The sequence below is a fragment of the Hymenobacter elongatus genome, from assembly GCF_004745955.1.
GTDB lineage: Bacteria > Bacteroidota > Bacteroidia > Cytophagales > Hymenobacteraceae > Hymenobacter > Hymenobacter elongatus.
The window spans coordinates 114,064-131,476 of record NZ_SRLD01000007.1 but is presented as its reverse complement, the minus strand read 5'-3'; the positions used below and the strand labels follow the sequence as shown (position 1 = coordinate 131,476).

The following is a 17,413-nucleotide window of genomic DNA, read 5'->3' as shown; positions in this document are numbered from 1 at the left end:
GCAAGGCTTCGTCCCAGAGCCGGGCAAAGACGCCGGCCTGCACCCACGCTTGAAACCGGCTGTGCGCCGTGGAGCCCTTGCACAAGCCCGTCGCATCCAGGGCCTTCCATTGGCAGCCCGTGCGCAGTACAAAGAAAATGGCGTTCAGCGCGTCGCGGTCTGGCACCCGCGGCCGATGGCAGCCAAGGGGATGAGCCTTCGGGGTATGCACCGGCAGCAGCGGCCGCAGACGCTCCCACAAGGCATCGGAAATGATGAATTCTTGAGTCGTTGCCATACCCGAAAATAATGCCTATTTGGATAGGCTCTTAGTGTCAGGCTTAATCTGTGGACGCCAGATCAGGCAGGACGTTCAACAAGCATTCAGCACTACTTTTTCGATTACTGTCCACGCGCCTAGTCGCCCACGCCACCTTTGCGCCACTCCGGGCGGCTTGGGCCGGGCCCTACCACGGTGCCGTCTTCCCGCGTGCCGTAGCCGGTGGTGTAGTCGTCATCCTCATAAGCAGCCTGCCGGGCAGCTTTGGAGTGTTGCTTTTTACGGCCCGAGAAAATAGCGGCCGCCGTTACGGCCAGCGCTACGCCCGCGCCAATCATGGCGGCCCGGGTGGGCAGCGTGTCGATGGGCGCTACGGGAATATAGACCACGCCATTCTCGTCGGTGCGGGCGGGCTCCAGCACGTAGCGGCCGTGGGTGGGCATGGGGAAGTTATTCGCCAGCGCCGACAGCCCTTCAGCCGCCGCCGCGCCCTGAATAACGGGGCCGTGTCCGCAGCCGATGGCCTGGGGCAGCAGGGCCGCCAGCTTTTCCACCGACTCGCGCACCTGCTGCCAGTTGTAGTTGAAGGGCGCGCCGGCTACGCTGATTTTGGGCAGCATCAGCAGCAGACTAGGCACCGACTCGTGGTTGGCCGTGGCGAAGGCGTCGCCGCCCAGCAGCGTGCGGTCCGACTCGCGGAACAGGGCAATCTGGCCGGGGGCGTGGCCGGGCACGTGCAGCACGCGCCAGCCGGGCAGGTAGGGCGGCTCCTCCGCGTCGTGGGGCAGCGCCTGGGCAATATCGGAGAACTGAAATGACTGAGGCGGGAAAAACCGGGCTACGAAGGCCAGAGAGCCGCCTTTGTCTACCGTGGGGTCGGCGGGTGGATACACGGCTTTGCCCGTCAGAAACGGCATTTCCAGCGCGTGCGCCACCACTGGCACCTTCCAGTGCTCGGCCAGCTCGCGGGCGTTGCCGGCGTGGTCCATGTGGCCGTGGGTTAGAATAATGGCTTCCGGATGCGTGCCGGGATAGAACAGCGCATCGGCGGCGGCAATGATATCCTGGGCCGCGCCCGGCAAGCCGGTATCGACCAGCACCCACTCGCCCGATTTGCCGGTTTCGACGATATACAGATTAACAAAGCGTTGGATCGTGAGCTGGTAGACGCCCTTGGCAACTTGTTTCATAGCTTCGGTAACATTGGTTGGAGCTAGTGCTTACGCGCAAGTAGCACGCCGGGGTGCACATTATTCCACTTTCGCGCCCGGCGAGTGTTGGCCGCCCTGGTTCAGGATTACTTTCTCCACTGCGCCGCCAGCGTTTTTCACGAATTCCAACTCGGCCTGAATGGAAGCTACCGTGAAGCGGTCGGGGGCCGTGGGTACCAGCGTGAAGCGCGGCTGCCCGGTGGCTTGGGCGTAGAGCTGGCCGTTGTCCGTCGTCACGGTCAGGATGAAGGTAGGAGCCAGGGCGTATTTACCCGTGTACGTGCTGAGCGTGGCGGCACTCACGGCAATGGCCTTGGGCGCGGCCGGCGCGGCTTTGGGGCCCGTGGCGGGGCGGCCGTAGAGCACGCGCATCAGATCCATCGTCATATCCTCCACGTGCGCGCCGCCTTCGTTGTCGAGCAGCACCACCAGGTTGCGGTCCTTGGGGGCACGCATCAGGTTGGCCCCGAAGCCGTTGACGCGGCCGTTGTGCCAGAGCAGGCTCACCGTATCCTTATCCATCACGCCTTTGGTCGTAATCCAGCCGTAGCCGTAGCCGTTCTTCACCGGCTCGAACATCGTCGTCTTACCCGCTTCCGACAGTAGCTGAGTGGTGTAGAGCGCCTGGTCCCACTTGTAGAGGTCCTGCACGGTGGAGTAGAGCGCGCCGGCCGCGTAGGGCACACTCATGTCGATATAGGGGGTGTTGGCATACTCCTGCCCGCTGCGGGCGTAGCCGGCGGCGCGCTTGGGCAGCACGGTGCCGGGCAGGTCGTAGCCGGTGTTCTGCATGCGCAGGGGCTGCAAAATCTGCTCGCTCAGCACCTGGGCGTAGGGCTTGCCGGTTACCTTCTCGATGATGGTGCCCAGCAGGAAGTAGCCCGAGTTGGAGTAGTGGTAGGCGGCACCGGGCTCAAACTCCAGCGGCAGCGTGGCAAAGCTGCTCACGAAGGCCGTCGGCGTGGCCGGCTGAATGCTGGCCGCTTTAAAGGCGGGCTGGGCCGTGTAGTTCGGGATGCCGGCGGTATGCGTGAGCAGGTGGTGCAGCGTGATTCGGTCGCCGCCGGGCTTGGGGTAGTCGGGCAGATAGGTGCTGATGGGGGCGTCGAGCTTCAGCTGGCCTTTTTCCACCAGCTGCATCACCAGCATGGCCGTGAACTGCTTGGTGAGGGAGCCGATGCGGAACCTGGTATCGGCGGCGTTGGGCTGGCTCCACTCGCGGTTGGCCAGGCCGTAGCCCTTGCTGAACACCACCTTGCCGTGCTCGGCCACCAGCACGGTGCCGTTGAACTGCCCGGCCTTGGCATATTGACCGACTACCGCGTCGAACTGCTTGGTCTTGGTCTTGGTCTTGGTCTTGTGCTGGGCTGGGCTGGTAAAGGAGAGCCCGAGCAGGCCCAGCAGGAAAAGGGAGGAAGAGAGGCGCTGTAACATGATTATGGCGATAAAAAAGGTGAGAAAAATGGGCAATAAAGAGCCGGCTGCCGGTTTTCGGCAGAGCGTGAGTAAGTCAGTAGAGCAAGGAAAAAGGCTAGCCGGCCGGCGGCGGCGGGCTGTCGTCGGGCACGTATTCGAGCAGGTCGCCGGGCTGGCACTGCAGGGCCTGGCAGATGGCTTCCAGGGTAGTGAAGCGGATGGCCTTGGCCTTGTCGCTTTTCAGAATAGACAGATTGGCCAGGGTAATATCCACGGCGGCAGCCAGGGTGCTGAGCGACATCTTGCGCCGGGCCAGCATCACATCAAGTCGGACGATGATTGCCATGATTCAGACGGTTAGTTCAGCTTCCTCCGTCAGTTCCACGCCCCGCTCATACCCCGCCGCGATGATAAGCAGCATCAGGCCAATCAGCCAATTAGCTACCAGCGAGGAGTTGAAGTGCGTGTCGGGCACCAGGTTGGCGGCCAGGTTGGGCACCAGCTGCGCCAGGTGCTGGCGCATCCACCAGGTTGCTGTCAGCTTATACAGGTCGCAGGCGGCGAACAGCAGGCCCAGCCAGCGCAGCCGCTGCACGTTGGCCGGCGTGAAGGGTATTCCGGGCCGGATGTCGCGCAGAATCCGGTAGAGCAGGATGCAGAACAGCAGCGTCGCCAGCACGTAGGGGACCGGTTGGGGCTGCGAGTTCATCAGCCGCAGCACGAAGCGCCGGACCGCGTTGGGCTCGCGGTACACCAGCCGGCTGGTAGTGGCCTGCTGCACCAGTTGCGTTGGGTTCCCGTTGGCTACCTGCAATTCGGCGGTCCGCAGCGGCGCGCCATCCCAGGGCATAGTATTCTGGCGCACATTCAGGGTAACCACATCGGCTGGCTGTTTCGGGTCGAACAAAGCCAGGTAGAGGTAGTAGATGAAGGCAATGGTGGCCGCGACGCTCACCAACAGGAATATGTAGCGCAGCGCCGTGATGACCAGGTTGGTGTAGCGTTGTCGGGTAGTTAGCGGACTCATGATGATGGGGGAAACGGGTGAACGAATGAGTGAATCAAAGGAAAGGATATTTATTGATAAACAATAAATTTTATCTGTTTTTAGGAAAATATTTATTGCCGAACGCTTGCAGCCTGCCTGCCCGGCCGGGAGTAAAACCTGCCGTGGAACAGGATGTAGTGGCCGTCATTGAGCAGCAGGTCGGGGTAGGAGAAGTCTACCAGCACGCCGTCGAGCGTATGGTTGCCGTCGATGACAATGAAGTCGAAGCGGCGGCCGTCCTTCACCAGTCGGGGCAGCACATTGTGGGAGAAGGGGCGCTACTGGCTCGGGTTCAGCTGCTCCCCGTTTTTCAGGCCCCAATTGCCGCAGTGCTTCTGAAACGGGTCGATGGCAATGTGCGGGGCACCGGTGGCCGATATGATGGGCAAGGCCCAGTGGGCGCGGGCAAAGCCGCATTCCAGGGGCGGGTGAATCTTGTGCTGCCGCAGAAAATCCAGATAAATGGTGCCTCACTCAATTTGACAGGCGTGGCTTTATCTTCGGAGCTGCTGAAAGCGGTTCGCAGGTTGCCGTATCGTAGCGCGAGCGTTGTAGTTCGCCTACCAGAGCGATACTCGTTGGGGCAACTCGTTCAGACACGCGAACTACAACGTCCGTGCTACTGCTTCAGCCCATACACCAACCTGAAATCTGCTCCGGGAAGTCTGGCGAAGGTCAGATGCGCATGAGATTTCGAATTGATTAGACCGACTTCCCACACAGATTCTCCCACAGGAATATGAATCTGTGAATTGATTTCCAGCGGGGGCATCAGCAAATGGCGGAGTGAAAACATGATTGTCGGGTAAAATGGCTGAATTCACCGCCAACCACCCCTGTAGCCCCACCCCTGGCCCGCGGCCCGGGCACTGCGGAAAACTAATATCTTCGCCCTTCCCCCCAACTCCATTTTTCCGCCCCGCCATGCCGCACTCCGCCCTCGACACCCCCGAGCTCAACCTCGAAGCCACCAGCCAATCGGCCGCGCCGGCCCAGCCCAGCAAGCGCCCAATGTACTATGAGTACCAGCCCGAGGAAACGGTGAAGGCCGCGCACGGCACCACGCTGCGCTGCAAAACCTGGGAAGCCGAAGCCGCCCTGCGCATGCTGGAAAACAACCTCGACCCGGCCGTGAGTCTGGTCTACGACGAGCTGATTGTATACGGCGGGGCCGGCCGCGCCGCCCGCAACTGGAAGGAGTACCAAACCATTGTGCGCACCCTCAAAAACCTGGAGCCCGACGAAACCATGCTCGTGCAGAGCGGCAAGGCGGTAGGCGTGCTGCGCACCTGGGCCCACGCCCCGCGCGTGCTCATTGCCAACAGCAACCTCGTGCCTGCCTGGAGCACCCAGGAGTATTTCGATGAGCTCGATAAATTGGGCCTGATGATGTACGGCCAGATGACGGCCGGCTCCTGGATTTATATCGCCACCCAGGGCATCTTGCAGGGTACCTACGAAACCTTCGCCGCCATTGCCGACAAGCACTTCAACGGCACCCTGGCCGGCACCGTCACCGTTACGGCGGGCCTCGGGGGCATGAGCGGGGCCCAGCCCCTGGCCGTAACCATGAATGACGGCGTGTGCCTCGTCATCGAGCCCATCGACGAGCGGGTGAAGCAGAAGGTGCGCGAAGGCTACCTCGATGAGCAGGCCCGCGACCTGAGTCATGCGCTGGAGCTGTGCCAGCAGTACAAGGCCGAAGGCAAAGGCTGGTCGGTGGGCCTCACCGGCAATGCCGCCACGGTGCTGCCCGAGCTGCTGGCGCACGGTTTCAACGCCGACATCGTAACGGACCAGACTTCGGCCCACGACCTGCTGGACTACCTGCCCGAAGGCGACGTGAACGACGTGCTGGCCCTGCGCGCCGCCAATCCCGAGGAGTTCAAGCGCCAGGCCTTGGCGTCTATCGTAAAGCACTGCCAGGCCATTCTGGACATGCAAACCCAAGGTAGCATTGCCCTCGACTACGGCAATAATCTGCGCGGCCAGGCCGAGAAAGGTGGCCTCACAGTGCGCGACTCAACCGGCCAGTTTCTCTACCCCGGCTTCGTGCCCGCCTATATTCGCCCGCTGTTCTGCGAAGGCAAAGGCCCTTTTCGCTGGTGCGCCCTCTCCGGCGACCCGCAGGATATTCTGCGCATCGACCGCGCCCTGCTCGAAACCTTCCCCGACAACAAGATGCTGGCCCGCTGGATTGAAAAAGCCCAGGCCAAAGTGCCCTTCATCGGCTTGCCCGCCCGCGTGTGCTGGCTCGGCTACGGCGAGCGGGAGAAGTTCGGCCTGGTCATCAACGACCTCGTGGCCCGGGGCGAAGTGTCGGCCCCCATCGTCATCGGCCGCGACCACCTCGACTGCGGCTCGGTGGCCTCGCCCAACCGCGAAACCGAAGGCATGAAGGACGGCTCCGACGCCGTAGCCGACTGGCCCCTGCTCAACGCCTTGGCCAACTGCGCCAGCGGCGCCGACTGGGTATCTCTGCACAACGGCGGCGGCGTGGGCATCGGCAACTCCACCCACTCCGGCATGGTGATAGTAGCGACAGGAACCCCCGAAAAAGCCGAACGCCTCAAGCGCGTGCTGACTACTGACCCCGGCATGGGCGTTCTGCGCCACGCCGACGCAGGCTATGAAATTGCTCAGCAGGTAGCGCGGGAACGGGGCGTGAAGATTCCGGGGCTGAAGTAAAATATCTTAAATCGGGTGTGCAGTCACAATCAATATTTTTCTCAATAGGTTAACCGGGATCATATAATGTCTGTAATAAGTCCTCTTGCTACTCTTTGCGGAGTGTTGCAAACTGTTTGTAGAAGCGCTGCTGCTGATTCAGCGTTGTTAAAGAAGAATGAAGCGGCGACTAGAGCAGCTTTGATTGATCCGGTTTTAAGGGCATTTGGCTGGGATACAAGTAATGTAAGAATGGTTGAGCCTGAGAAGACCATTGGAGGGGACTTACGGGTAGATTACTTATTATTCGATTCTTCAGGTACACCTCAAATTGTTATTGAAGCAAAATGCCTGGGCGAGAATTTGGAAAAACATGGATATGTAAGCAAAGTGTTAGGCTATGCATTGGGGTTTAAAGTGCAAACCGTATTTATAACAGACGGTATTAACTGGCATTGTTACACTAATCTTAATAAAGGCGCCATTGAGTCGTTTAGTTTTTGTCTATCTGAAACAACATTGCTGCAAAGTGCAGTCCAGTTTATTCAATTATTGGATGCTGCACATTGTGGCTATTCTAGCTATTTAAATGGTTATAGCTATAAAGATAGTATTGACAGCACAAGTCAAATATTAGATAAAGTAGATGGCGCTTTTATGAAGTCATCTAACAATGTAAAGAGCCAAATAAAAAACATCAAGGGTTCGTCGAATGAAACTCAATCGCCGCCCTTTATAGAACTGGCAAAAATCAAGGGCCTAAAGTTAGAAAATGGTCAGAAACCCACGCTATTGAAGCTGCCTGATGGTAGTGTGTTATCCATCAAAATATGGAAAGATATTTTGGTGGAGTCTTGCAAGTTTATTCTTGCTAATAACCTTGATATATCGCTGCCTCTTTCTGATAAAGCTGGGAAAACTAGAAGTTTATTTTATTTAGAGAAGCCTATCAAAGTATCAAGTATTCAGGCTAAATATAAAGGCAGGACTATTTATATAGCTACGAATTATAGTGCGAAAGATTGTATAGATAATGCACTGTATGTGCTAGCAATGGCCCCTAAAGATCTGAATTTAGAGAAGGCTGCCGTTTCCTTCTGAGGCTATAATCTGACGTGAACTTGTGCTTGATACTGCAGCAAAGGTTGTATCTCAAATCCTGCGTCAGCGGTAACCCGCTGCTTATCCCCACAACTGGCGCGAGCTGGTAGCTCGTGACCAGCCCTGATGTGGAGGCTGTAATTCCACTGCCGCGCCACCAGCAAACCGATACCGCGCCGCCTCAGGAAACCGGGGTGGCGCTTTTCGTTCCGGCGGGCGGGCGTCGGGGACGCGTGATCTACTGGCGCCGCGTCACAGGCGCAAATCATCCGCACCGGTCCATACACTGTTCTAACGGGTTCCGGGGCGAAAACCCCATGGGCATCTCCAGCGGGGGGGCAAAAGAAGCTGTCCTTGCTATAATGTTTTTACTATATATAATATTTAACTTGTTATATAGCTCAGGGCGACATAACGCTTTGCTGCTGGACAGTTGGGGCCCATAGCCGTTCGGGGAGGCCAGCTGCGAGTGGCTGTCTTGAACGGCTAATTTTTCACCTTCAACCCTACTGCAATGGGAAGCCGTGATGTATTAACAGGTTGTTTGATGGGTTTGCTGCTGGCAGCGGGCCCGGTGTGCGGGCAGAATTACGAGCAGATGGCCAAGCAGATTGTCAACACGTCGGCCGGGGTGAAGGCGGGGGATGCCGTCATCATCACCGGCGGCAAGCACACGCTGCCCTTGATGGAGGCCGTGGCCGTGGAAGTAGCCCGCACGGGTGGTCAGCCGACAATGATGATGACCACCGACAAAGTGGAGCGGACGATCAACATGGAAATGCCGGAGGCGGCGATTATGCCGGAGAAAAGCAACAACTGGATGCTGCAGGCCGATGTACTGATTTCGCTGCCCCAAAACGAAGACTCCCGCGCCGTGATGGACGGCATGAGCCCGGCCCGCAATGCGAAGTTTGCCCAGGTCAATGCCGAGAGCGGATTCACCCAGAAGCTTGACGCCAGCAAGCTGCGGGGCGTGTTCGTGAGCTACCCCAGCAAGAGCTTCGCCGCTAATCAGCAGCTGGATTTTGCCGGCTACGAGCAGATGGTCTGGGCCGGCATCGGTACCGACTATGCGGCCGTGGCGGCGCAGGCGCAGCAGCTGAAACAGGTCCTGTCGGCGGGTAAGAAAATGCGCGTTACTTCGCCCTCGGGCACCGACCTGACCCTGCAGCTGGGCGCGCGTCCGGTATTCGCCGACGACGGCGTGGTGTCGGCCACCGATCAGCAGGAAAAGCTTGTGTATAACCGCACGGCCCGCCTGCCCGGTGGGTTGATCTACGGGAGCGTGGACGAAACATCGGCCACGGGCACGCTGGCCGCGGCCACCGGCACGCTGACTGGTAAGCCCCTGAAGGGCTTCAAAGCCGACCTGCAAGGCGGCAAGCTGACCAACGTACGGGCCGATGCGGGCGCTGAAACCTTCCAGCAGTGGATGGGGGCCTACGACGCCGCGGCTATGCAGATCAGCACCTTTTCCATCGGTCTGAACCCAGTGATGAAGCCCCAGGAAGACAAGGGCTACAACCCAAGCACCGCCGCGGGCATGGTCTATCTGGGCATTGGCGACAATGAATTACAGGGTGGCCAGAACAAGTCGGCCGGGGGCTACTCATTTGCAATTGCCAACGCTACGGTAGAAATAGACGGCAAGGCAATTGTGCGAAATGGCCAGCTCGTGTCCTCGTCCATGGCCAGTGCCACGCCCATGCGTAAGAAGGCCCGTAAATGATCCGGCCCGGCATACTCAATTGCCGCCAGGCATCGGTGCCGCGTGACTAGTCAGCACCACTCCGGCCCAATCTGGCGCGAGCTTGTCGCTCGTGGCTCACCTTACCGTGGAGGTTGTACCCTCACTGCCGCGCCAGTGGTAAGTCGTTGCTGTGCCGCTTAAGGAAAATCAGAGCGGTTTCGGGGGGAGGCTTCGTTTCCAGTGTCCCGCCCTGCGCCAGCCCAGACGCCCGGCCGGGTTTGCGCCTGAATTGCGTATTTCGTAGCTTGCAGGGCACTCTTGGCTGCCCTGCGAGCGAGTACCAACATCTTCTTGGTCTTCCTCCTGTTGCCCTTTCTCCACCATGAAACTGCTGTTCTCCGAACGCCTGGCCGCTACCATCCTGCTGGTCATTTTTGCCCTGGTAGTGCTATTTCACGGTCTGGTTATCACGGGCATCATTCCCTTTGGCATAGTGTGGGGCGGGCGCCTGCAAACCCACTCGCAGATGCTGGTTTTCGAAACCGTATCCATAGCCTTGAACGCGCTGATGTTTGGGGTGGTAGCGGTGTGGGTCGGCCACTGGAAAGCAGCAGTTGGTGCGGGGGTGCTTCGGGGTGCGCTCTGGCTTATGGCGGGCCTGTTTCTGCTGAACACCGTCGGTAACCTGCTCTCGACCAATGCCGTGGAGAAGGCCGTGTTTACCCCGATGACGCTGCTGCTGGCGCTGTTCAGCCTGCGCCTGGCCCTCGGTCCCCGGCCGGTAGTGCCGGTTGCGCGACTCTAAGTCAGTCGGTTCGTGCCGGTTTGGGGCCGGCGGTGGAAATGTCAATTATGCCTCGCTACCGGCGAGGAGCAGCGCTTTTTGTCCCAAGCAGGCTTAGCTGCCCAAAACGAAGCGGCATCCACTACCAACTTGCCCAAAAGGCAGACTTGCGTCGGGTTGCCGTTGGTCTGTTCCGCAAGTCCAACCCCGCTGCCCACATTCCAACCCGCACTCGTTGACAGCGTATTTTGGGGCATGCATCCACTTGTGCCTTGGTTACCGCTGTTGTTTATTCCCGTAGTCGTAGCCTTTATTGGGCTGATAAGCACCATGCTTTCCCGGATGGGCTGGGGCCACTTGGCGAAGCAGTATGCCGTGAGTGAGAAGCCCACTGTTGCCACTAGCATACTCATGACCTACTTCAGCATTGGCGTTGTGAGCTATAAAAACGCTGCTACTGCCGGAATTGCCCCCGAGGGCCTGGTGCTGACCACCTGGGCTATTTTGTTTATTGGCCACCCGCCGCTGGTTATTCCCTGGTCGGCTTTCGGGCCGGTTCGGGGGCAGAAGTTTCTCTGGTCCACCACCTACAGCACTACCATCGACTGCCACGGCGAGGCCCTCAGCGTGCAGTTTAGCAGCGACCGGGTGCTGGAAGCGCTCCGGCCCTGGGTTACGGTCGAGGAGTGCTCCTAGGGCTTTAAAGGCTACTTCAGACCGAGAGCCCCCCCGACCTTACATTCGCGCTGGTCAGGCTCAGGCAGTAGAGCGGTATCCAACAAGGCCGATCCGGTTATGGGGGCGGTAATTGCTTATTAAAACCAACAGCCCCGCTGACATTTTTCGGCGGGGCTGTTGGTTTTCATTGCCTGGGCCTCCAGTACGCACCCGCTTCAGCAACACCACTATCGAGCAAGTCTGAGCCGCACAAAAACGTCGTTTTCGTCCGGCAAAGCTTCCCGAGGCATTGCGCGTGCTCTGGCAATCCAGTTGCTCCGGCGGTAGAGATACTGCGGCCAGCGCGGCAGGCGCTGCACCAGACTACTGCTGCCTTCTCAATGGGAGCTTATTGTAGGAAGCCCAGCACCGCCTCCAGCACCTGGGCGGGCTTTTCCTCAAACAGATAGTGGCCACTATCTAAAATGCCGACTACCTGGGCGTGTGGTGCCACAAAGGGCAAGCCCTGCCTGATATTTTCGTAGGACACGTAGCTGCCAATGCCTAAGACCGGCATGGTCAGGACCGGATACGTTGCAGCATCTTCCATGTCCTGGGCAAAGGCTTGGTACCAGGCGTTGGAGGCCCTGATGTTCTCGGCCTTGTTGTAGACGGACGCATACACGGCCCGGTCGAAGGCCGACATGCGGCTGGCATCCAGTATCACGTACTCAAAGAGCCAGTCCAGCAGGTGCTGAAACCTTCCTTCCAGCAGCTTCTCGGGCAGGTCTTTGACCTGGTTAAAGGCCATCCACCACACGTAGGGCATATTGCCGTCCATTTTTCCGGCAAACGAGCCGGCGGCCGGCAGCATCGGCATGTGCATCATTCCCTCGCTCGGGTGCGAGCCATCGGCCACGATGAGCTTGTCGGTGGCTGCCGGATAGTTGAACGCAAAGCTGAGGGCGACCATGCCGCCGATGTCGTGCCCCAGCACGGATACTTTGTGCAGACCCAGGTGTTGCAGCAGCTCATACATGTCCCGGGCCATGGTTTTCTTGTCGTAGCCCGCCACCGGCTTGTCGGAGCTGCCCATGCCTCGGATATCCACGATAATGACGCGGTACTTTTTGGCCGGCACCGGCGCTATGGGGTGGTAGGAATACCAGGTTTGGGGCCAGCCGGGCAGGCAAATCAGCGGCTGCCCGCTGCCACCTTCCACGTAGTGCAGCTGCACGCTATTGACGGTGGCGTAGTGGTTGGTGAAACCCGGCAGCTTCCGGAGCAGCTCCTCGTCGGAGTAAGGATCTGGGGTTTTCACTTGGCTGGGCTTTGGGCGTTGGGGCCTAATAGCCCGGCGGCGCTGGTCCAGGTCAGGTCGGGGTAGCGGTGGTTGTCGAGCGGGTTGTTCTGCACGCTGAACATGCTCAGCATGTACTGCATCTGCTGCCAGTTGGCGTAGAGGTCCTGCTCGCCGGCAGGATTGGCCGCGCGGGCGTGCTGAATATGGCGGGCCAAATCAGCCCGGGAGCCCAGCTTCACCACTTCAAAATGACCTTTTCCGGCCTCTTCGGCCACGGCCGCCAGCTCCTGGGGGCTACTCTGGAAGCTGGCAATGCGCAGAAAGCGGGGCGTGGCCGCGTCGAGGGCGGCGGCGGCGGTGTAGGCGGCCGTGTCGTCCATGGTCGTGAAATCGATGCGCCAGTCGGCATCTTCCCAGTAGCCGACCTGCTGCTTCTTGAAATCGAGCAGCGGAATGTTGTAGGTCAGCAGCTCGGCAAAGCCCCCGTTGAGGATGGACGTGGCCCCGATGGAGGCCTGATCGAGACGCTGCTGAAACTCGCGGCGCAGGTCGAAGTTGCGGTTCTCGCCGGGGGCCTGCTGGGTGTAGTCGCTGGCAAAGTCGGAGGGAATGAAGCGGGGCACGCCGGCCGCCACGGCCGCCGCCAGCAGCACCGACTGGCCGTCCACGATAACGTCGCGCAAGCCGGCCAGGGCCGATACCACGCAGGCTACGTCGGCACAGGCCTGGGTAAGCGCCGCCACGTCGGCCATGTCAACGCGCCGCACATCCACGCCGAGGCTGCTTAGCTCGTCTACTTTGGCGGGGTCGGATCCGGGGCGCACTACGGCCCGCACGGTGGCCCCGCGCCGGAGGAGTGCCGTGATGATGCGGTGGCCGAGGTTTCCGGTGCCGCCGGCTACTAAAATGGTCGTGTTCATATCGGTTGGGTTGAGTACAGGATGGCCGCTTTTGCGCGGCCTTGTTGCGTGATACAAACTTCCGCATCCTCTACCCGGCCGCCCTTCCGATTCTTGCGTTGTTCTGTCAAATTCTTGCTGTTCTGCCAGTCGGGCGGGCACTAACGGATGAGCCAGGCGATGTGAGTAGCAGCACTTTTGGGGTATTTAACCTTGTCCGAACGTCCTGTCGAGCATTCTGTGCCGCAAGGGCGGAGCGCGAGACAGCTCGCGTTGCGCTGATACCAGGGACGGTTCCGGGTTCAGCGTGCCGCCTCTGGGTACCGCGAAGGTTGCCTTCGCGCGGCATTGCGGACGGCCACCGTCGGCTCGTGCCGGGTGTCGCGCAGTAACACTGCGCGGTACAGCATCCACAGACCGCGAAATCGCGCTAAGAGCGTGTTTGGGAATATTTAAATAAATCGATTCCGTCATGCTGAGCTTGTCGAAGCATCTCTACCGCAGTAGTAATCAGACTTAGAGCGGTTCTTGGGTTGCTGTAGGGGTGTAGAGACGCGACCCTTCGCGTCTGCTGTTCGCGCCGTTTAATGTTCCCGCATCGTTCAACGCCGAGACGCGAAGGGTCGCGTCGCTACATGCCGTACACCGACCTGAAATTTGCTCTAGTTTGGCAGTAGAGATGCTTCGCCAAGCGGACGCCAAATCAAGCATGACACGAAAAGTAAAATCCCAAACCCGCTTTTGCCGACTCTTATAGTTAGCCCCGCTGAAACTGCCGGGGGCTCAGGCCTACAGCCCGCTTGAAGGCGGCCGAAAAGTGCGTGGGCGAAGCAAAGCCCAGCGCGTCGCTGATGCTGGCTAGAGGCAAGTCGCCGGCGCGCAGCAGCTGTTGGGCCCGCCTGATTTTCCACCCCAATACATATTGGTAGGGCGAGAGGCCAGTAGTGTGCTTGAAGCGGCGGGCGAAGTGAAACACGCTCAAATTGGCTAGGCCGGCCAGTATTTCCAGCGTGACGGTCTGCTCGGCGGCAGCTTCCAGGTAGGCATCGATGCGGGCCAGTACCGGGGCGGGCAGCGAGGAGCCAGTGCCCGCAATGCGGCGCTCGTAGGTGGCATGGTGCTCAATGAGGTGGTAGCTCAAGGCGTTGGCCAGCGACTCCACGTAGAGCCGTCCCAGCGCGTGCTGGCCGCTAGCCGCCATCAGCAGCTGCCGCCCCAGCTGGTTCAGCAGCCCATCTTCGAATCGGAACCGGTCGCGCAGGGCGAAGTGCGCCAGGTCGAGGCCCTGGCGGGCGCGGGTTTCCAGCGCCGGGGCGTCTACGTGCACATGAATGACGTCGGCCGGCCCGTTCCAGGCCAAGGGGCCGTATTCGCCGCCGGGATACAGGCCCGCGTCGCCGGCGCGGAACACGTCTTCTTCCAGTCGGCTCCCGCTCCGGCGGCTCGAGCGCACGGGCTGGGCTCCCTGGTGGAGGATGAGCAGGTGCTGCGCGTGAAAGTGCGCCGGCAACGCCATGGCTTCCAGTTGGTAGCGCTCTAGTCGTAGCCCTGGCCACGCTTGGCCGGCACTGGTTTCCAGTGCCGGGCGGCCGTACATCTCGGAAGTGCTGGGGTGGTTCATGGGAGCGGGCATAAGAAGGAGGTAGCCCGGCCAGCGCCGGAATGTTCAGCTGGCCGGGCTCCTGTTTTTCGTAACGCTGCGCATAGTTGTGCCAGCAGCTACCAAGTCATTCTGTGCTTATACTTGCTACGCTATTCGTGAAGCTGTTTAAAAAGTCTGTCGCACGTCATGCTTGATCTGGCGTCCGCTTGTCGAAGCATCTCGCGTGCAGTACTACTCAACTTACCATTGCACGCGAGATGCTTCGGCTGCGCGGACGCCAGATCAAGCATGACGTGCGACAGACTTTTTAAACAGCTTCAACCAAAAAATGCCGTCCGGATGATCCGGCCGGCACTTTTTTGGTTGATAGATACAAGCAGTTGGTGCCAGTCTGCGGCAGCAAGCAGCGCGGCCCGCCTGCTGGAGTGGGAAAGAACCAGCCAGGTGCCGCTACTTGTTCGTAGCCAATACTTCCCGCACCGGCGTCCACCTGATTTCCGGATACCGGGTATTGTCCAGCGTGGGAAGCTTGGCTTGGCCGCTGAGCATGTTGTGGAGGTATTGCATGCCCTGCCACGGCGGAAATACCTCGTTTGTGGCCGGCATCAGGGTCTTGGTTACCTTAATCATGGTGCCGAGGAACCCCAGGCTGCCGGCCCGGAATAGCTTGTATTGCTGGCCCGTAGCGGCTTGGGCCGCAGCCTGTACCCCACGGATGCTGGCTACTTCGCCAGCCACGCACAGGTAGCGGGGCGTGGTGGCATCGAGGGCAGCGGCAGCGGTGAACTCGGCGGTGTTTACCATCGTGGTGAAGTCCAGCGGCTGGTCGGCGCTGCCCCAGTAGAGCACCCGGCGCGGGCCCGCCAACACCACCGGTGCCTGCCCCGTGAGTAGGTCCGCAAACATGCCATTGAAGATGGACGTGGCTTGGATGGGCGTCTGATCGAGCCGGCGGGCAAACTCGCGACGCAGGTCGAAGTTGCGGTTGGAACCCTCGGGCAGCCGGGTGAAGTCGGCGGAGAAGTCGGAGGGAATAAAGCGCGGCACGCCAGCGGCCACGGCCGCTTCCAGCAGCTGGGTCTGCGCTTCCACAATCACCGCCCGCAGCCCCGACAAGGCCGAGACTACGCAGGTCGCGCCGGCGCAGGCTTTTGTCAGCTCCGCCGCGTTGCTATACTCCACGGCCACCACTTCCACGCCCTGCAGCCGTAGCGAATCCGCCTCGGCTTTGGCACTGGCGGCCGGCCGCACCAGGGCCCGCACCGTAGCTCCTCGTTTGCGTAGGTGGTGCGCAATGAGCAGACCCAGAGCACCGGTGGCACCGGCCAAAACAATGGTAGCCTGCCCGGGAGCAGCGGTAGGGGACGTGCTGGTCGGTTGTTCTGGTGCTGCTGGAGTCATAGACCTTGCGTGGTGAGTCTGGGTGCTGTTGAGCTGGAGTGCATCGGCTGGCAATGAGAGAGGTGCCTGCCTCGCCCGTTGCCGGGAGGTGCTACTACCATGCAGCTTCGAGGAAAGTTATGGCCACTCAACAAAAAAGCGCGTCTGATGGGTGCCGCATGGAGCAGCTATGTGCTACGTCACTATCGCCGGAGCTGTCTTTGCTTACGTACGCAGTATAGGCCGGCACTGCGCGTGGCCCCACAACTGATACGCCGATGAGCAATCAACTTCCCCCGAAAGTAAGCCTGTTCCTGCCCGTAAGCGCGGGAGCCAGGCGGCGCACCCTGCCGCATCTAGTGCTGCTGGGCACCGCTGTACTCTGGCTCAGCGCCTGCTCCGACGAGAAGTCGCGCCAGAATTCGGAGCTGCGGGTGCGGCAGCCCGCTGCTTCCGAAGCCTCAGCCCCCGCCGCCGATGAAACAGCCGGCGTTGCTGCGCCCGAAGTTGCCAGCGGCGCGGCCGGCGCGGGGAGCCGCTACCGGGTGGTGGTCGAAACCGCTTATTTCTTTGACGCGCCCCAGGCTGCGAAACCCAACGGCCGCTACCTGCTGCGCGGCGACGTACTCCACGGCGAGGAGGAACGCAGTGGCTTCGTGAAAACCCGGTTCGTGAACCCCGCCGGCCAGACGGTGGTGGGGTGGCTCAGGGCCGGTGAGTTGAGCAAAACGGCCGGTGCCGTAGCTGGTAGCCGCCGCCCCAGCCCGGCCGTGCGCCCGCCCAGCGGGCCGGTAGCTCCGGAAGCCGACTACCGCCCGGCAGCCGAGCCTGCTTCCGAGTTGCCCGCCAGCAAGGCCGCTCCGGGTGCCAGAGGCTCCGGACTAGCCGTGGTGCAGGTTGCCAAATCCTATTTCTATTCTTCTGCCGACCTAACCCAACCGCGCAGAGCGCATTGCGTGCGGGGCGACAAAGTGCGGGTGGGCGAAGCCAGCGGAGATGCCGTGTACGTCACGTTTACCAACTGGGAAAACGTAACGACCACCGGCTGGATGCGCCAAGATGCCCTGCGCTCCGGCCGGTAGCGCGGGCAGCGTGAAACCTGGTTAGCCTGGTTTTGATGAGGCGCCCGCCTGACCTACTACCGGATGGGACCACCTCTTCGCGTGGCTACAGCGCTTTTATGTTGTGTAGGGTGTGTTTGGGAATTGGCGAAACCCCCGTTTGCGTCATGCTTCGATAAGCGGACGCCAGATCAAGCATGACGTTAGACTTCCTGAATAGCTTGCTTAACAAGGCTTTCCGGTGCTTTTCGGTATTCAAAGTTGGCCGCGAGGTTCTAGAGCGGTTCTTGGGTTGCTGTAGGGGTGTAGAGACGCGACCCTTCGCGTCTGCTGT

The 17,413-nt window shown here is 60.3% G+C and carries 16 protein-coding genes; 6 read left to right on the top strand and 10 right to left on the bottom strand.

Features of this window, described 5'->3' with window-relative positions; translation table 11 throughout:
• The 6 genes from E5J99_RS05605 to E5J99_RS05580 form a co-directional block, all read right to left on the bottom strand.
• The coding region (locus tag E5J99_RS05605) for a transposase (RefSeq protein ID WP_135496738.1) at positions 1 to 277 on the bottom strand (277 nt) is incomplete at its 3' end.
• A gap of 119 nt (positions 278 to 396) precedes the next feature.
• The gene (locus E5J99_RS05600; protein WP_135496737.1) at positions 397 to 1,449 is read right to left on the bottom strand and encodes an MBL fold metallo-hydrolase; all 1,053 of its coding nucleotides are present in this window, start codon (positions 1,447 to 1,449) and stop codon (positions 397 to 399) included.
• Between the two features lie 60 nt (positions 1,450 to 1,509).
• Complete coding sequence (locus E5J99_RS05595) at positions 1,510 to 2,904, bottom strand: serine hydrolase (RefSeq protein ID WP_135496736.1); 1,395 nt, start codon at positions 2,902 to 2,904, stop codon at positions 1,510 to 1,512.
• A 97-nt stretch (positions 2,905 to 3,001) separates the two neighbouring features.
• Positions 3,002 to 3,232, bottom strand: coding sequence for a helix-turn-helix domain-containing protein (locus tag E5J99_RS05590; RefSeq protein WP_135496735.1), 231 nt, complete (start codon positions 3,230 to 3,232; stop codon positions 3,002 to 3,004).
• Between the two features lie 3 nt (positions 3,233 to 3,235).
• Positions 3,236 to 3,913, bottom strand: a complete 678-nt coding sequence (locus E5J99_RS05585) for a DUF2975 domain-containing protein (RefSeq protein WP_135496734.1) — start codon at positions 3,911 to 3,913, stop codon at positions 3,236 to 3,238.
• A 92-nt stretch (positions 3,914 to 4,005) separates the two neighbouring features.
• Entirely contained in the window at positions 4,006 to 4,194 is a 189-nt protein-coding gene (locus E5J99_RS05580) for a class I SAM-dependent methyltransferase (RefSeq protein ID WP_135496733.1), read from the bottom strand.
• 664 nt (positions 4,195 to 4,858) lie between these two features.
• Here E5J99_RS05580 and hutU point away from each other — a divergent pair.
• The 5 genes from hutU (at position 4,859) to E5J99_RS05555 (ending at position 10,872) form a co-directional block, all read left to right on the top strand.
• Complete coding sequence (gene hutU, locus E5J99_RS05575) at positions 4,859 to 6,622, top strand: urocanate hydratase (RefSeq protein WP_210114407.1); 1,764 nt, start codon at positions 4,859 to 4,861, stop codon at positions 6,620 to 6,622.
• 66 nt (positions 6,623 to 6,688) lie between these two features.
• Positions 6,689 to 7,702, top strand: a complete 1,014-nt coding sequence (locus E5J99_RS05570) for a hypothetical protein (protein WP_135496732.1) — start codon at positions 6,689 to 6,691, stop codon at positions 7,700 to 7,702.
• Between the two features lie 547 nt (positions 7,703 to 8,249).
• Complete coding sequence (locus tag E5J99_RS05565) at positions 8,250 to 9,431, top strand: aminopeptidase (RefSeq protein ID WP_245318727.1); 1,182 nt, start codon at positions 8,250 to 8,252, stop codon at positions 9,429 to 9,431.
• Positions 9,432 to 9,774: 343 nt separating this feature from the next.
• Entirely contained in the window at positions 9,775 to 10,197 is a 423-nt protein-coding gene (locus E5J99_RS05560; protein ID WP_135496730.1) for a hypothetical protein, read from the top strand.
• A gap of 246 nt (positions 10,198 to 10,443) precedes the next feature.
• Complete coding sequence (locus E5J99_RS05555) at positions 10,444 to 10,872, top strand: hypothetical protein (RefSeq protein WP_135496729.1); 429 nt, start codon at positions 10,444 to 10,446, stop codon at positions 10,870 to 10,872.
• Positions 10,873 to 11,242: 370 nt separating this feature from the next.
• Here E5J99_RS05555 and E5J99_RS05550 read toward each other — a convergent pair whose 3' ends face one another.
• From E5J99_RS05550 to E5J99_RS05535, 4 genes are all read right to left on the bottom strand, one after another.
• The gene (locus E5J99_RS05550) at positions 11,243 to 12,154 is read right to left on the bottom strand and encodes an alpha/beta fold hydrolase (RefSeq protein WP_135496728.1); all 912 of its coding nucleotides are present in this window, start codon (positions 12,152 to 12,154) and stop codon (positions 11,243 to 11,245) included.
• Positions 12,151 to 13,056 (bottom strand): NmrA family NAD(P)-binding protein, encoded by a 906-nt coding sequence (locus E5J99_RS05545; protein ID WP_135496727.1) that lies wholly within the window; start codon positions 13,054 to 13,056, stop codon positions 12,151 to 12,153. The genes E5J99_RS05550 and E5J99_RS05545 overlap by 4 nt, the downstream gene beginning before the upstream one ends.
• A 736-nt stretch (positions 13,057 to 13,792) precedes the next feature.
• On the bottom strand, positions 13,793 to 14,668 hold the full coding sequence (locus tag E5J99_RS05540; protein WP_135496726.1) for a helix-turn-helix transcriptional regulator: 876 nt from the start codon (positions 14,666 to 14,668) through the stop codon (positions 13,793 to 13,795).
• Positions 14,669 to 15,088: 420 nt separating this feature from the next.
• Positions 15,089 to 16,039 carry an NmrA family NAD(P)-binding protein gene (locus E5J99_RS05535; protein ID WP_135496725.1) on the bottom strand — a complete coding sequence of 317 codons (951 nt, stop codon included), beginning with the start codon at positions 16,037 to 16,039 and terminating at the stop codon, positions 15,089 to 15,091.
• 257 nt (positions 16,040 to 16,296) lie between these two features.
• Here E5J99_RS05535 and E5J99_RS05530 point away from each other — a divergent pair, with 257 nt between their 5' ends.
• The gene (locus tag E5J99_RS05530; protein WP_135496724.1) at positions 16,297 to 17,100 is read left to right on the top strand and encodes a hypothetical protein; all 804 of its coding nucleotides are present in this window, start codon (positions 16,297 to 16,299) and stop codon (positions 17,098 to 17,100) included.
• Positions 17,101 to 17,413: the final 313 nt, after the last annotated feature.

Excerpts from the sequence above, each read along its gene's own strand:
- E5J99_RS05600 (WP_135496737.1), bottom strand. The coding sequence starts at position 1,449 with ATGAAACAAGTTGCCAAGGGCGTCTACCAGCTCACGATCCAACGCTTT.
- E5J99_RS05595 (WP_135496736.1), bottom strand. The coding sequence starts at position 2,904 with ATGTTACAGCGCCTCTCTTCCTCCCTTTTCCTGCTGGGCCTGCTCGGG.
- E5J99_RS05590 (WP_135496735.1), bottom strand. The coding sequence starts at position 3,232 with ATGGCAATCATCGTCCGACTTGATGTGATGCTGGCCCGGCGCAAGATG.
- E5J99_RS05585 (WP_135496734.1), bottom strand. The coding sequence starts at position 3,913 with ATGAGTCCGCTAACTACCCGACAACGCTACACCAACCTGGTCATCACG.
- hutU (WP_210114407.1), top strand. The coding sequence starts at position 4,859 with ATGCCGCACTCCGCCCTCGACACCCCCGAGCTCAACCTCGAAGCCACC.
- E5J99_RS05570 (WP_135496732.1), top strand. The coding sequence starts at position 6,689 with ATGTCTGTAATAAGTCCTCTTGCTACTCTTTGCGGAGTGTTGCAAACT.
- E5J99_RS05565 (WP_245318727.1), top strand. The coding sequence starts at position 8,250 with ATGGGTTTGCTGCTGGCAGCGGGCCCGGTGTGCGGGCAGAATTACGAG.
- E5J99_RS05560 (WP_135496730.1), top strand. The coding sequence starts at position 9,775 with ATGAAACTGCTGTTCTCCGAACGCCTGGCCGCTACCATCCTGCTGGTC.
- E5J99_RS05545 (WP_135496727.1), bottom strand. The coding sequence starts at position 13,056 with ATGAACACGACCATTTTAGTAGCCGGCGGCACCGGAAACCTCGGCCAC.
- E5J99_RS05540 (WP_135496726.1), bottom strand. The coding sequence starts at position 14,668 with ATGCCCGCTCCCATGAACCACCCCAGCACTTCCGAGATGTACGGCCGC.
- E5J99_RS05535 (WP_135496725.1), bottom strand. The coding sequence starts at position 16,039 with ATGACTCCAGCAGCACCAGAACAACCGACCAGCACGTCCCCTACCGCT.
- E5J99_RS05530 (WP_135496724.1), top strand. The coding sequence starts at position 16,297 with ATGAGCAATCAACTTCCCCCGAAAGTAAGCCTGTTCCTGCCCGTAAGC.